Below are 15028 nucleotides of genomic sequence, written 5' to 3' on the forward strand. Positions count from 1 at the left end.
CGGTATGTTAGCGAACGTAACGAGGGCAAAAAGAGGCCAGTTGCCTCGCCGGGGAGCGCCAAATGGTTGAGGACTGCGAAAGCCGGTGTGAACCTGCCTCCCCAGAAAGACAGCTAGCGCTCGCCATCGCAACGACGAGAGCTCTAGCCGAATACGCTCGAGCCGAGCACCTCACCCAAGCTGACGAGCTACTTACCGAGCTTATCGCCTTCCTCGTCAGGCGCAGTGACACCGGTCACAAGGCTGGTTAGCGCCGCAAGTCCTCGGGGCTGCAGTTCCTCACCTCCCTGTTCCATCGGCGTGCGTCTGGAACCAGGATCCGCATTACCGAGCTGCACGTTGAGCCCCTCAAAGGCTTCATCAATAAAGGTCACGCCGGAAGTCTCGAGCCTGCGTCGAAGGTTGTAGCGTATGTCCCTCGATGAGGAGTGTTTGTCCTCAAAAGCCTGGACAATGCTCAGGTCACAGCGCGCTTCGATGGCCAGATCGAGCTGCGTCGCGCTCCACCGCCACGCGGCGCAGCAGCACCAGCACCAGCACATCTCGCAGAACGTGAATGGCGGTGGTTCCCCAGCAGGCAGGCGCATCAGCGGTAGTGGGTTAGGTCCAAGTCATTTGATCGTCTGGATTCACTCTCCCGTAAGTCTCGCGTGATCGGATGCACCCGTCTCTTCCCGGGTGCCCATGCTCCAGATCCTTGCCTGCCTGAACGATCAGCATGATCCCTGGGTGGTGCTGGCCGCGGCCGCCCTTTGCGTCACGGCAGCCCTTTCCTGCGCCCTTTCCCTGCGCAGCCCCGGGCGCTTTCGGCCCGTGCTCGCCGCGGTGCTGATCGGCGCAGGCGCTTGGTCCACGCATTTCGTCGCCCTCCTCGCCTACGACCCTGGCCTACCCATGGGCTTCGCCATCGGGCCCACCCTCCTCTCGGTGGGAGTGGCGCTCGGCGGCAGCCTCACGGGCTTTGCGGTCTGGTCCGCCTCTCGCTCCTGGTGCCGCCCGGCGGGCGGTGCCCTGCTCGGCGGCACCATCGCGGCCATGCACTACCTCGGTATGGGCGCGGTACGGGTGCCGGGCCACCTCACCTTCAACCCCGCCCACATCGCCACCTCCCTGGCGCTGGCGGCCGGCCTTGGCGGCTTGGCTCTCCATGTCCTGCAGCGCGACGCCTCCTCCCGGCGCCGCCTCCTGGGCGCGGGACTGCTCGTGACCACGATCGTCTCGCTGCATTTCACGGGCATGGGCGGTGTGGTCGTGTGGCCCGACCCGGAGGTCGCGGTGCCGCCAGCGGCCCTGCCGCGAACCCAGCTCATGCTCGTCATCACGACGATCACCGCCGTCGCACTCCTGGCAGCCCTGCTGGTCCTCGCCATCGAGGCGAGGATGGACCTCGCCGCGCGGGCCGCAGAGGCGGGACGGCTGCGCAGCCTAGCCGACGCTTCCTTCGAGGCCCTCGCCCTGCTCGACCCCGAGGGCAGGGTGGCCGACGCGAGCAGCCAGCTCGCCCTCCTGACCGGCCACGGGCGGGAGGGCCTCATCGGTCTCCCCTTCGCCGCCCTCCTTGAGAGCGGAACACCGGAATACCCCACAGCCGTCCTCGCGGGCGGCATCCCCGTGGAGCTTCGCCGCCGCATCATCGAAACCGCCGCCGGCACCCGCACCGTCGTCTCCCTCCGCGACCTTCGCGAGAGGATCGCCACCGAGACCCGGATGGAGCGGCTGGCGCACCACGACGTCCTGACCGGCCTCGCCAACCGCACCCTCCTGCGCCGGCGCATCGAGGAGGAGATCGCCCGCAACCGGCTCGGCGGGCCAGGCTTCGCCGTGCTCGGCCTTGACCTCGACCGCTTCAAGCCCGTCAACGACGTCTACGGCCATGCGGCCGGCGACCAGCTGCTGCAGAAGGTCTCCGAACGCCTGTCCTCCTGCCTGCGCCATTCCGACCTTTGCGCGCGCAGCGGCGGCGACGAGTTCGTCATCCTACTCTCCCTGACCGACGAACCCGGCCGCGCCCAGGCCCTCGCCAAGCGGCTCGTCGGTGCGCTGTCGCAACCCTTCGACCTCGGCTTCGCGGAGGTGACGATCTCCCTCTCGGTCGGTGTCGCCCTCTTCCCTGAGGACGGAGCCACCGCCGAGGAGGTCCTCCGCGCGGCGGATATCGCGCTCTACCGCGCCAAGGAGGGCGGCCGCGCCGGCTTCGCCTTCTTCCACGCCGGCATGGACGAGGAGGTGCGGCAGCGACACGCGCTGGAGCGCGACCTTCGTGAGGCTGTCGCCAAAGGCGAGATGTCCCTCGCGTGGCAGCCGCAGGCCGACTCCGCAACCGGCCGCGTGCGCGGCTTCGAGGCCCTTCTCCGCTGGCAGCACCCGGAGCGTGGTCCGGTGAGCCCTGCCGTCTTCATCCCCATCGCCGAAGCATCCGGAGCCATCCTGCCGATCGGCGCCTGGGTCCTGCGTACCGCCGCCGCCGAGGCCGCGGGCTGGCCGAACCCGCTGCGGGTGGCCGTGAACGTGTCCGCCCTGCAGATCCAGCAGGGGGACTTCCCAGGAACCGTCGAGAGGATACTGGCCGAGACCAGTCTCGATCCCGCGCGTCTCGAGGTCGAGGTGACGGAAAGCCTCCTCATCACCGACACTGAGCGTACGCTGCGCACCCTGAACGCGCTGAAGTCACTCGGCGTGCAGCTCTCGCTCGACGATTTCGGCACCGGCTACTCCTCGCTGAGCATGCTCCGGAACTTCCCCTTCGACCGCATCAAAATGGACCGCAGTTTTATCAGCTCGCTCACGGACAGCGACAACTCCGCGGCCCTCGTGCACGGCATTCTCGGTCTCAGCCGCGGCCTTGGCCTGCCCGTCGTTGCCGAGGGGGTAGAGACCGAAGCGCAGTTCCGCGTCCTGCAGGCCGCGCAATGCGCGGAGATCCAGGGCTACCTGATCGGCAGACCCCAGCCAATCGGGAGTTTTGGAAACTTGACCCATGGCGGATCAGCTACAGTGGCCGCCTGAGATGCGTATGCGGAATGCTTTACCCGGAAACTCGCGCCTTTGATCAATTGGTGGTTGAAGCTCAGGCCTCTACGTCCGTGGAACTAAACGCCATGCGAGCTACCACATAGACCTAAACCCTGCGCAGCCGACACGCCGCGGTCGAGCACGTGCCCATCGGCCGCGAGGTAAGCGAATTGCCGGTGACCCGACAGGAGGGGAACGTGATCATCGTTCCCGTCGTCGAGGAGGTCCTGGTCGTCACGAAGAAGCTGGTTCTCAAGGAGGAGATCCACCTGCGCTTCGTCGACAGCGAGGAGAGCGTGGAGCAGCTCACCCAACGGCGGGTGCAGCGAGCCACGGTGGAGAGGCTGGTGCCAGAGCAGGCAGCCTCGCCTGCTGGGACGGCCGAATGGACCGACAACACGAAAGGACGCCAACAATGACGCGTACCATCACCGCCATGTTCAGTGCTCGGGCTGCAGCCGATAGGGCTGTCAACGAACTGACCCGCGAACTGGGCATCGGGAGCGGCCAAGTTCAAGTGTACGCCGCTGAGGCGGCCCCGACCGGCGCGACCACTGCCGGAGCCACGACGGGGGACACGGGCCTTTAGGCCTCGCTCAAGGATCTCTTTGTTCCCGACGAGGACCGTACGGCCTACGCCGAGGGCATCCGCCGCGGCAACTACGTGGTCTCGGCCCAGGTTGATGAGACCATGCTCGACCGGGCCATGGACATCCTCGAGCACAATGGCGCTGTGGACCTGGACGCTCAGGAAGCGGAGTGGCGGCAGTCGGGTTGGACGGGCCACCAGGCCGGCGCAGCTACCGGGGCGACCGTGGGCACCTCCCCGGCCAACTCCGAACTGGGTGTGGTCGCGACCGGTGCGGCCGCAGCACCGGTGACCGGTCAGACCGCCGCGGCGACCACCCCGTCTCGTACAGGGGCCGAGGAGGTCATCCCGATCGTTGAAGAGCGCATCCAGGTTGGCAAGCGCGATGTCCAGCGTGGCCGGGTGCGGGTGCGCTCCTACATCGTGGAGACGCCGGTCAGAGAGCAGGTGACACTGCGTGAGGAGCACGTTGACGTGCAGCGCCGCGCCGTAGATCGACCGCCAACCGATGCTGACGAGGCCTTCCGCGAGCGGGTCATCGACGCCACCGAGCACTCCGAGCAGGCGGTGGTTGGCAAGGAGGCGCGCGTTAAGGAGGAGCTAGTGATCCGTAAGGACGTCGGCGAGCGGACCGAGACGGTGCGTGACACCGTGCGCCGAACCGAGGTGGAGGTGGAGGACACCAGAGGTACGGCGGGAAGCGGCGACGTCACTGGCACAACGGGCAGCAACCCGCCCGGAACGGCCGCGAGCCGCGCCGTGGACAACACGCTTGGTACCAACATCAGCGGCGCCAACCCCAACAAGCGTTGAGGACCGCTGTTCCACGAGTGGCTGGGGTGGGACCCTTCCCACCCCGGCTGACCAAACCCGCCCTCGATTGCGGAGGGCCGCGTGGGCATTGTTCACCGCCTTGAGCCTGTTGGGCTGAGGCCAGCCTGTCACTCACGCCCAGCTTCCGCCCGTCCCGACGATAATGCCAAGCACTTACCCCGACATTCTGACGCTTGTGCTTACCTCTTGAGCGCTGCTCTTCAACCTACCTAGGCCGCTCGCATGCAATGAAGGGCTACGCGGCAACACTCCCCGGCCTGACGCTTGCTGGCGAGTACTCCGGCGAGCCGAGCATCGTGCGCACATCCTGGCTCGGTCTCGGCTTGCTGAAAAGATAGCCCTGAAACTCGCCACATCCTTCAGCACGGAGCGTCTCCAGCTGCTCGGCTGTCTCCACACCCTCAGCGTTGACGGTCATACCAAGTGCTTTACCCAGCCCAACAACAGCGCGGATAATGGCGGTGCAGTGCTCATCCTGCCCTAAGCCTCGCACGAACGACTGGTCTATCTTGATCTTGTCAAAGGGAAAGCGCTGCAAGTAGCTCAAGGATGAGTACCCAGTTCCGAAATCGTCCATGGCGATCCGCACGCCGAGAGCACGAAGCTCATGCAGGGTGGCCAGCACCGCCGCATCGTCAGTGAGCAGCAGTGACTCGGTGATCTCTAACTCGAGGCAGTGGGGGGCGAGCCCGGCATGCTTTAACGCCGAGGCAACCTCTGCGACGAGCGCGCCGCCGCTGAACTGGACGGGTGAAAGGTTTACCGCAACCTTCAGCTCCCCAGGCCAAGCTGCCGCCGCGGAACAGGCTTGCCGCAACACCCAGCCACCGATCGCCCGGATGAGCCCAAGCTCCTCGGCCAGCGGGATGAACTCAGCTGGCGACACCATTCCGCGCTCCGGGTGTACCCAGCGCACAAGAGCCTCAAAGCCAGAGATCTGCCCGCCTTCGGCTTCGACGACCGGCTGATAATACACCTGGAACTGCTCCTCTGTGACCGCACGCCGCAGGTCCTGCTCGAGCTGGCGTCTAGCAACCACACGAGCGTTCATCGCGGGCTCGAAGAAGCGCCAGGTTCCACGCCCCTCCTCCTTGGCTCGGTACAGCGCGAGATCCGCTCGCTTGAGCATCTCGTTCGCCTCGTCCAGCCCATCATGCGTGAGCGCAATACCGATGCTGGTGCCCGTGTTTACCTGTTGCCCTTCGACGTGGAAGGGCTCAGCGAGGGCCGCAACAAGCCGCTCGGCAAGCACGGAGACGTCCTCAGGCGCCGCCACCGCTTCCTGGACGATCGCGAATTCATCACCTCCGAGGCGAACCACCAGATCGGCCGGCCTGGTACATGCCTTGAGGCGCTCCGCGACCTGGCAGAGCAGAGCATCCCCAGTCAGATGACCAAGGGTGTCGTTGACCGTTTTGAACCGGTCGAGGTCGAGGAGCATGACAGCCAGTCCCGCTTGGCGCTGTGCCCGTCCGAGAGCATGCGTCATGTGCTCGCGAAACATTGCGCGATTGGGCAGACCAGTGAGTGAGTCATGGTGTGCCATATGGACCAGCCTGGCTTCTGCTTGCCGCCGCTCCGCCAGATCCTCGTAAGTGGCAAGCCAGCCTCCGCCGGTCACCGCCCGCCTCGTCACCATGAACGAGCGGCCATCGGCAAGATCGCAGCAAATCGAGTCCCTGTGGTCGTCAAGCGCAAACAACCGCGCCATCTGCGGATCGCCGAAGGCTTCCTCCTTACGGCACCCCATGGCTGGCTGGCCAAACATCTCGACGAAGCGGCGGTTTACGACAGTGAGCGTGTCGTCCGGACCAAAGAGGCAAAGGCCCTGCACCATATTGGACAGTGCAGCATCGAACCGCGCAAGCTGGGCCTCCATCCTGCCGGAATGCGATGCTTCCTGAGCGGCGAGCAGTTCCACGAAGCTCGCCTGCATCGTCGCAAGCGCACGAAGCAGCTCGTCGGTCTCGCTCCTGCTACCCTCGTTGCTCGTTATCTCATTGTCAAAGCGGCCGCCGGCGATGGCGCGGGCAATTGCGACCGCGGCCCTGACGGGGGGTATGATGGCGCGGGTAAGAATGGCCGTGATAAGCAGGGCGATAAGAAGAGAAAGGCCTATGGCCAGCCAGGTGTGTCGAAGGCTGGCCTCGATCAACTGGCCTGCACTCCGCCGCTGGCGAAAGCCTTCGGCAGCGTAGAGCTCGACGAGCGTGTCGAGCGTTGAGTTTAGATCCTGTATCGACGCGGACAACTCGGTGGATGAGAGTACCGTGATCTTCTCACTCAGCTGTAGCAGGGAGGTCGTCAGGTTCTCCGCAGCAAGCTGCGCCTCCTGAGAGGGAGCCCGCTCAACGGCGACAATCAGATCGTCGGCAGCCTCTGGCAAAGCTGCGATGACGCCCGCTCGCCCGTCATCGATGACCTCGGCGATGTTCGACCGCTGCAGAGACGCCTCGGCATGGAGCAGGCGGTTTTGCGCCGAGCGGAGATAGCTCATTGCGAGAAACGTATTATCGTACAGAGAGATTGCTATCGACCCGAGGTCCCGCTGCGAGCTCTGCACGAAAGCGCCAAGAGCGGCCGTTACGCACGCGAGTGCGACGCAGCCACCGAGGATTTTCATGCGCAGGTTCATACGGAATGGTAGTTTTGCCTTGGTTCACCAAAGCCTAAGCCCACTCTTCACGAGATTGTTTATCTTGTCCCCTCGCAGCGGCTACAGTTGGGACCTGGGCGTGGCGCTTGCCAAACCGCCCGGCATATTCGGTGTGCGGCTGGTGACCCGCGTTACCGGACGTCGACGGTCATCCGCATTCGTGGATGGATACCGCACCGCACGTCGAAGCGGCCGGCGTCCGGGAACTGCAACTCGACGGCCTGAAGCGGCGCCATGAGGTCGGATTCGTACTGAAGCGATGGACCGCGAACGGCGATTTGATGGGGAAATGCGTCATCGTTGGTGAACCGAACGGCACCGCCCCTGGCGATCTGAAGCTCAGCGACCTCAAAGCTGCGGTTGCGTTGAGAGACAGAGGTGATTGATCCGGCAATAACCGGGCAAATGGCAAGACCTAAGCCGATAAGTGCAGCAATGCGCACCGAGGTCACTGGCCGGCCTCCCGCCGGTCCGCCGAGATCCGATAGGACTGGGTCCGTGCCACGAGCATCGGATCGGCGGAAGGAGCGATGCCGTCAACCAGGTTTGTCGGGATAAAGCGCAGATCCCGCTGACGTTCGTCGTCCGCTGGCACGATGCGCGTGATGGACAAGGTGCCGACGTCAATCTCGGGGCGGTCGCTGGGCCAGGGTCGCGAACCGTCATCCACGGGATCGCCATCCGCGGCGATCTGGACGGAAATATGGATCGTCACTGGGCCGCGGCGGAGCCGGTTGTCCAGTTCCTCGGCAAGGAATTGCTCCGGCATTTTTGCCGCATCGGCGGCGCTCAGGTGCGAGACGCCGGCACCGGGCCGGAATCGGTATCTTCCATGGCGCGTCGTACCCGAGCTGTTCGAGAACAGGAATGCCGCGACACCGAAGTAGGCTTCCGTGCCATAGCTGACCGGGGTTGGTTTGGGATGCTCCAGGAAGGCGCGGGCTGCCGGACGAGAGGCAGTGAACTCGGCAAGCCTGGCCAGCTCGGGGAGGGCTCGAAGAAAGGTCACGAACTCGTCGGGCTTGGCGACGGGAAACCCGTCATAGGAGTGAGCAACGATGTCTGTGTCAGCGCCATTCGGCAGCATGAACTTAACCGCCAGTCCACGAGGGCTGGCCGCCGCATGGGCGTCGGGCAGGTCAGGCACTGCGGCAAAGTTCGAAAAGCGAACGAGAACTGGGGAGCTCTCTCCCGCGAAGTGGTCGGCGCGGCTGAGAGACGGAGCACTCCTGGCCGGCGTGAAATAGCCTTCCGTGAGTAATCCGTTCGCATGCACCGCCCGTCGTCCGGCGTGAGGCCCACCGAAAAGCGCATCGAATGAGCTTACAACCTGTTGGGCCACTTGCGGTGCGGAGCGGGGCAGGTTCTGGGTCTGTGCCGCAGTCAGGCCCGGTGCGGACACCCCAGCGGCGAGCAGCGCGGCACCGATGAGAGACGTGAGCTGATGGCGCTTTTCGGGTATGGAAAGTATCACTGCCAGCCGTGTCATTCGCGCTGTCTCCACCAAGGCGGAATGCTCACCGCGGACAATGAGCTACCGTCCCGCGAGAGAGTATGCTTCAGGGCTTACCAGGAGGTTGCTGAGGCTTCGGTGCAGCGGCTTGGAGCAGATGGCGGCCTTGCAGCCGGTGGCGCACCGCAAGGGTTGTCAGAGCTGGTGAGCGGCATTGTCAAGCCGCCTCTCTCCTTTGCCCGACCAGCACGGCTCTCCGACGTGCTGGTAAGGTCAGGCTCGCTGTGCTGCTGCAAGCACACGGTGCGAGCGTTCGTAAGTGGCGCGCACTCTCAATGGGAACTCGAGGTCACTCTAATTCTAGGGTCTGTGACTGGACTGGCTGGCTGTCCTTTTTGCACTGATTCGTACCCTGGTCGCACCACCTTGGAAGTTCTCTAGGCTTCAGGGCGGCACAGTCATGACCAGGATGAGCCTGGACGATGCCCAAAGGGTTTCACTGATGCTTGTGCTGCAGCAGATCCCACTCGCATGGAAGCATGACGAAGGGGCACTGCGCCGCTTCGTTGAAGCCGCGCTCTGGATCGGTCGCACCGGCGCGCCGTGGCGTGATCTGCCCAAGGCACTGGGCCTCTGGTCCAGCGTCTACCATCGCTGGCGGCGCTGGTGCCTACGCGGCTGGTGGGAGTTGGCCTTCGAAGCCCTACGTCCGGCATTGCCTGCGGACGGGATGGTGCTCCTGGACAGCACGACCTGCAAGGGCGACCGCACCGCCAGCGGTGCGGTCGGCAGCACGCCCTCGGCCGAAGGGCTCGGTCGCAGCCGTGGCGGACTGTGTTCCAAGCTGCACGCCTGCGCCGATGGTGCGGGCCAGGTCCTCCGGCTGATCGCCAGCCCCGGACACCACGCCGATCTGCGCTACGCCGACGCACTCGCCTCGGGCATCCCGGCCTGCGATGCGGCGCTCGACCGAGGTTACGTCTCAGCAGCCCTGCGCGCCGCCTTCGCCGCCGAGGGCTGTACCATCCACACCCCACCCAAGCGGATCATGGTCGATCCGCCTGCCTGGAATGCCAAGCTCTACGCCCGGCGTCACCACGTCGAGAACCTTCTCTCCAGCCTCAAAGACTGGGCCGTACCGCCCTCCGACGCGACAAGACCCGTCGTAGCTGGATGGGCTTCGCCCATCTTGCCGCCACGATCATCAACCTACGCATCGCGCAGTCCAGTCACACACCCTAGTAATGAGAACCCATCTGGAGGTCGTTAGCGTGGCGCTAAACCTTGTGCCCGATCGTTCCCAGCTCCCTGTCCGGGATCCTGATCGAGATGAGCTGCTGCGGCTGTGGCGTGACCTGGATTGGAAAGGCCGGCGCTTGGTGCTGATGCATATGCAAGCCGTCGTAGAGGTAAGAAAGCAGTTGCAGCAGAGCATCACCAAGCGCTGACGGCCGACCGCGAGCTTCGGCCGCAAGTGCAGTGGCCAGGGATTCTCCTTGCTTTGCGTTCAGCCTGGGCGCAGCAAACCGCGGGATGCCTGAGCGCGACTCAAGGAGCCGAGGTGTTCCCGAAGCCCTCGTCGGTGAGGAATGAAACCAAGGCTGTTTTCAGCATGGTCACTGCCTCGGCCAAGCTCAGGAGCATTCGCGTTGCTTCATCGCGCGGCAAGGTGAGCAGGCGTGGGAGGTCGAGCGCGTAGACCTGCTGCGCGACGTCAGGTCTACCGATCCTCTCCAGGAGGGTGGCAAGGTGCCCAAGCTGGTCGCTCAGGTGCGCCGCATCGGCGGCGCGCGCTCCCAGCTCGGCCACGTGCTGAACGATGCTTGCTTCCTCGCTCACGCGGCGCGGATCCCGGCCAGGAAGGTGTTGACCTTCGAGCGCAGGACCTCTGACTGCTGGGAGAGCTCCCCCGAAGCAGCCCGAACCTGGGCGGCGGCCGCCCCGGTGCGCTCCGCGCCCTCGGTGACACCGGCCGTGTGGCGGGCGACGTCTTGCGTACCCGAGGCCGCCTCGGCCACCGCGCGCCCGATCTCACGGGTGGCCGCGGTCTGCTCCTCGGCGGCGGCGGCTACCTGCGTGGTGATGCTGTTCATTTCCTCGATCGTGCGCACGATGCCGCCGATCGCACCGACCGCCTGCTCGGTCTGACCCTGCATGGAGGCAATCTGGGCGGCGATCTCCTCGGTGGCCTTGCCCGTCTGCGCCGCCAGCGCCTTGACCTCGCTCGCCACCACGGCAAAACCGCGCCCCGCCTCGCCGGCCCGCGCCGCCTCAATCGTCGCGTTCAGCGCCAGCAGGTTCGTCTGACCTGCGATGTCGCTGATCAGGCGCACCACGTCGCCAATGCTGCGAGCGGCCGCGGACAGCCCCTGAACGGCCTTGTCGGTCGTGCGCACATCTTCGACCGCGCGACGTGCCACCTCGGCCGAGCTCGTCACCTGGCGCGACACCTCGGCGATCGACGCTGCCAGCTCTTCCGACGAAGCCGCGACGGTCTGCACGTTGGCACTCGCCTCTTCCGAGGCTGCAGCCACCGAGGTCGCCCGCTCCACTCCGTCACGGGCCGTGCTGGCCATCTCGCCGGCGGTCGCGTCCAGCTCCGTGGCCGCGGCCGCTACCGTGCGCAGTACCTCGCCTGCCTCGGCCTCAAACCCGCGCACCAGCGCGTCCACACGCCCTGCCCGGGCCGCCTTCTCCGCCTGCTCGGCCTGCACGGCAGCCGCCGCGGCATCCGCCTCGCGCAAACCATTGCGGCAGTCGTTGAGCGCGCGGGCCATGTCACCGACCTCGTCGTCGCGGGCCGCCTCGGGCAGCTCGAAGGTATAATCGCGCTTGGCAAGCCGCAGCATGGAGCCGGAGAGCCGCACCACGCTCGCGCCCACGTCCCGTGCCAGCCACAGCGCCGCTCCCGCGGCAAGAGCACCGGACACCAGGGTCAGGGCCAGCATAAGCCAGAGCGCCCGCTCGTAGGTCACCCGCGCCGCATCGCCCTCAGCCTTGCCGCCGTCGATGTTAAACGTGAGGACCGTGTGCAGGGCCTGCCGCACCTTCTCGAAGGCATCGCGCTCATCGCCGAGATAGACTGCTGTGGCCGCGGCGGTGTCGCCCCCGCGGTGCAGGGCCAGAGCTCGTTCGGAGAGAGCCTCATAACGCTGGCGGGCCTCCACAATCGCGTCCGCAAGGCGGCGTTCCTCGGGCAGGACCACTGTGGCGGCGTAGGCGCGCCAGGCTGTCTCAATGCTATCCTGGTTATTGGCCCTGGTGCGCGCGTAGCGAGCCTGATCCTCAGGCCGGGTTGCCAGGAAAGTGGCTGCCTGAACCTGACGGCCGCGGGTCATCGCCTCGGTCATTCGACCGAGCGCGGCTGTTGCCGGCAGCCAGTTGTCCCTCAATTCAGCAGCGCCATTGTTGACGTCGCGAAGCTGCAGGGCCGCAAAGCCGCCCATGGCAGTAATGAGAATGAACATGGCAGTGAAGGCGAGGAGCAGCTTTGCGCGGATGCGAAGCTTGCGCAGGAATGACATAGCAGATGCGGTCCTCTGAGGGCTGCCAGCCGTTTTCCTGGCACGTGGTTCACGAAGTCGAGAATGGCTCAGAAGGGTTACTCCCGGTCTAACAACCAGCCTCCCCGACGCGGCAGGGCTGCGACACGCTGACTTGGCGATCCGTATTTGTCAGGCTGCGGCCTTGGTCTGCTGCAGTTCACGGGCAAGGCGCGCAAGGTCGAGGGTGGGCAGCAGTTGCGCGCCGTCGGGAGTGTCGATCGGCAGCAGCCGAGAGGCCGCCGACAGAAGCGTGCGGCCGAGTTCACCGCCGGAGGGGGCCTCCTGCACGTCGTCGCGGAGCAGCGCCGACTGCATGCTGTCCGTGCTGTCCACCACGAAGCCGAAGGAACCTCCCTCACCGCGCACCACCAGCACGCGCGATGACGGGCACGGCTCCGGGCAAGGGGCAGAACCCAGCCGCGCCAGGTGCACCAGCGGCACCATACTTCCACGACGCTTCAGGACACCCAGCATCACACCATCATCCGACCTGATGCTCAGGAACTCCCGGGGCATGTCGATGATCTCATGGATCTGCCCGATCGGGACCGAGTAGGAGTGGCCGGCAGTGAAGCGCAGGAAGGCCACGCGCTTGCCACCCGATTTCCTTCGCAGCCGCTGTTCGGCTTCGCCCTGCAGGCCGTCGTGCAGCCGCCGCAGGACGGCAACCTCCGGGTCGCGCATGATTGCCTCGTGCTCCAGCAGGATGGCGTCCTCGGAGAGCAGCAGCGCGTCACCCCGGCTCTCGTTACCCTCGACCACGCCCCCGAACATACCGGGCCGGCGCAGGCCATAGCCAGGCAGGTCCAGAATCCGCGCGGCCGCGCGGTTCTCGATGGCCAGGATGTCGCTGACCGGCAGGGCAATGGTGCGGCCGCGGACGTCGAGGACCAAAAGTTTGGTCTTCTCGCTGGGCGTGCCCTCCAGCGCCAGGACCGCAAACAGGTCCAGCACCGGCACGACCTCGCCGCGCAGCCGCAGCGTGCCCCGATGCAGGTCACCGCGCACGGGCGAGGCCTCCAGCTGCGGCCGGTCGATGATCTCGCGCACCACGGCTGTTTCAAGACAGAAGCGAAAATCGTCACAGCGGAAAAAGAGGAACTGCCGGACGAAGCTGTTGCGCGAGGCCCTTGCTCTCGCTTCGGCAGCGTCACCGGCGAGGACCATGACGCCCGGTGTGGCGACGAGCGCGCCCAGGTCAAGCACCTGCACAACGCGCTCACCCTCGGCGAGGGTAATCAGGGCCGATATGACCGCCCCCTTACTCCCGCCTCCGCGTCGGAGAGGACTCACCTGGTCGGGCGCGACCCGCAGCACATCCAAAATGCCGCCGACAGCCAGGGCAAGGCGGCCTCCGCCAACCTGCACGACGGCCAGGGTGTTGCCCTCCGCCTCCAGGTCAAACAGCCGGCAGAGGTCAACGATGGGGATGGCCGCACCCCGGAGATTGAAGGTGCCGGGGACGTAAGGTGGCGCCTGCAACTGCGGGATCACCGACGCCGGCCGGGTCACCACCTCTTGCAGCACGTCGGCGGGCACCGCGACCTCGCACCCGCCAAGGCGTAGCACGCCGAAGACAAGTTCCCGGGGCTCGGACACGGCTTAGGCGGCCCGCGTCGCGGACGGCAGGTGTGTCACCGTTGCCCTGGGGCCAGCCGCTCTGCCCTTGGACGCCTCGCTGCCGCTCGCCGCCGCCGCGAGGTCTCGGATCAAGCCTTCGACGCCGCGCGCGGAGGAGAGCTGCCCTGCCGTGGCGGAGTCGATGCTCTGGATGGAGGCCGTGGTTTTGCCGACGCCCACGACGATCCGCTCGAAGGCCTCGCCGGCACGGGCGGACACCTCGTTACCGGTGGCGACCCGCTTGAGTGACTCCGAGATCAGCTTGTTGATCTCGCGAGTGGCCTGGGACGACTTCTCGGCCAGCTTGCGCACCTCGTCGGCGACCACCGAGAAGCCGAGCCCGTGCTCGCCGGCGCGGGCAGCCTCGATGGCCGCGTTGAAGGCAAGCAGGTTCGTCTGGCTCGCGATGTCGCCGATCACGCCGACGATCTCGCTGATGTCCTCTGAGGACTTCTGGATGAGGGCGATCGCCTCGACCGACTTGTTGACAGCCCTGGCGCCGCTGTCGGCCTGCTTCTGCGCCTCCTCGGCAAGCTCAGTGGCCTGGCGCGTGCTGGCGGCAATGCCATCAATCGACTCGGTGAGCTCCCCAATCGAGACCGTCATCGCTTCCGTCCGCTCCCGGATGCGCTGCTCCATCGCCACCTGAGCCGTGATGTCGGTGGCGAACTTGACCACCTTGAACGGCTTGCCCTCGCTGTCGAACACCGGGTTGTAGGTGGCCTGGATCCAGATCTGGACGCCATGCTTACCCAGGCGCATGTAGCGCCCGGCGTCGTACTCGCCGCAGCCGAGATTGCGCCAGAAGTCGCGGTACTCGGTGGACCGGGTGTACTCGGGCTCGCAAAACAGGCTGTGGTGCCGGCCGACGACCTCTTCCGACGTGTAGCCCAGCGTGTCCAGGAAGTTGCGGTTGGCGCTCAGCACGTTGCCGGCCAGATCGAACTCGATCACCGCCTGCGAGCGGTCCATGGCCGCCACCTTGCCCTCGAACTCCGCGTTGGCAAGCTTGGCCGTCGTAACGTCGGTGGCGAACTTGACCACCTTGAACGGCTTGCCCTCGGCGTCGAGGATGGGGTTGTAGGTCGCCTGGATCCAAACCTTGCGGCCACCCTTGCCCAGCCGGAGGTACTCGCCGCCCGTGAACTCACCGCGCCCGAGCCTCGCCCAGAACTCCCGGTACTCGGCCGAGCGGGCAAGGTCGTCGTCGCAGAACAGACTGTGGTGCCGGCCGACGACCTCGTCCGCGGTGTAGCCCATGGCGGTGAGGAAGTTGCGGTTGGCGCTCAGCACGTTGCCGGCCAAGTCGAACTCGATCA

11 protein-coding genes are annotated in these 15028 nt (G+C 65.9%); 4 read left to right on the top strand and 7 right to left on the bottom strand.

What is annotated here, in order from left to right; all coding sequences use genetic code 11:
* The first annotated feature begins 684 nt into the window (after window positions 1–684).
* From EAH89_RS27470 to EAH89_RS27480, 3 genes are all read left to right on the top strand, one after another.
* The gene (locus EAH89_RS27470) at window positions 685–3006 is read left to right on the top strand and encodes a bifunctional diguanylate cyclase/phosphodiesterase (protein WP_140886890.1); all 2322 of its coding nucleotides are present in this window, start codon (window positions 685–687) and stop codon (window positions 3004–3006) included.
* Window positions 3007–3125: 119 nt separating this feature from the next.
* Window positions 3126–3431 carry a DUF2382 domain-containing protein gene (locus EAH89_RS27475; protein WP_140886891.1) on the top strand — a complete coding sequence of 102 codons (306 nt, stop codon included), beginning with the start codon at window positions 3126–3128 and terminating at the stop codon, window positions 3429–3431.
* 272 nt (window positions 3432–3703) lie between these two features.
* Window positions 3704–4414, top strand: coding sequence for a YsnF/AvaK domain-containing protein (locus EAH89_RS27480; protein ID WP_241667243.1), 711 nt, complete (start codon window positions 3704–3706; stop codon window positions 4412–4414).
* Between the two features lie 256 nt (window positions 4415–4670).
* Here the strand turns inward: EAH89_RS27480 and EAH89_RS27485 are convergent, their stop codons facing one another.
* The 3 genes from EAH89_RS27485 to EAH89_RS27495 form a co-directional block, all read right to left on the bottom strand.
* Window positions 4671–7058 carry a putative bifunctional diguanylate cyclase/phosphodiesterase gene (locus tag EAH89_RS27485; protein WP_161993791.1) on the bottom strand — a complete coding sequence of 796 codons (2388 nt, stop codon included), beginning with the start codon at window positions 7056–7058 and terminating at the stop codon, window positions 4671–4673.
* Between the two features lie 164 nt (window positions 7059–7222).
* The gene (locus tag EAH89_RS27490; protein ID WP_140886893.1) at window positions 7223–7543 is read right to left on the bottom strand and encodes a cupredoxin domain-containing protein; all 321 of its coding nucleotides are present in this window, start codon (window positions 7541–7543) and stop codon (window positions 7223–7225) included.
* Window positions 7540–8580: a catalase family peroxidase gene (locus EAH89_RS27495; RefSeq protein ID WP_140886894.1), complete on the bottom strand. Its 1041-nt coding sequence runs from the start codon at window positions 8578–8580 to the stop codon at window positions 7540–7542. Before EAH89_RS27495 ends, EAH89_RS27490 begins: the two co-directional genes overlap by 4 nt.
* Before the next feature lie 424 nt (window positions 8581–9004).
* On the opposite strand from EAH89_RS27495, the gene EAH89_RS27500 reads away from it, so the two are divergent.
* Window positions 9005–9814 carry an IS5 family transposase gene (locus EAH89_RS27500; RefSeq protein ID WP_140886895.1) on the top strand — a complete coding sequence of 270 codons (810 nt, stop codon included), beginning with the start codon at window positions 9005–9007 and terminating at the stop codon, window positions 9812–9814.
* 278 nt (window positions 9815–10092) lie between these two features.
* Here EAH89_RS27500 and EAH89_RS27505 read toward each other — a convergent pair whose 3' ends face one another.
* The 4 genes from EAH89_RS27505 to EAH89_RS27520 all read right to left on the bottom strand — a co-directional run.
* The gene (locus EAH89_RS27505; RefSeq protein WP_140886896.1) at window positions 10093–10383 is read right to left on the bottom strand and encodes a hypothetical protein; all 291 of its coding nucleotides are present in this window, start codon (window positions 10381–10383) and stop codon (window positions 10093–10095) included.
* A complete protein-coding gene (locus tag EAH89_RS27510; protein WP_140886897.1) occupies window positions 10380–12068 on the bottom strand; it encodes a methyl-accepting chemotaxis protein in 1689 nt (562 codons plus the stop codon). The genes EAH89_RS27505 and EAH89_RS27510 overlap by 4 nt, the downstream gene beginning before the upstream one ends.
* Before the next feature lie 150 nt (window positions 12069–12218).
* On the bottom strand, window positions 12219–13688 hold the full coding sequence (locus EAH89_RS27515) for a chemotaxis protein CheW (RefSeq protein WP_140886898.1): 1470 nt from the start codon (window positions 13686–13688) through the stop codon (window positions 12219–12221).
* Window positions 13689–13691: 3 nt separating this feature from the next.
* The coding region (locus EAH89_RS27520; RefSeq protein ID WP_140886899.1) for a methyl-accepting chemotaxis protein at window positions 13692–15028 on the bottom strand (1337 nt) is incomplete at its 5' end.

Origin of the sequence: Muricoccus nepalensis, from assembly GCF_006438825.1 — a bacterium.
Taxonomy (GTDB): Bacteria; Pseudomonadota; Alphaproteobacteria; order Acetobacterales; family Acetobacteraceae; genus Roseomonas; species Roseomonas nepalensis.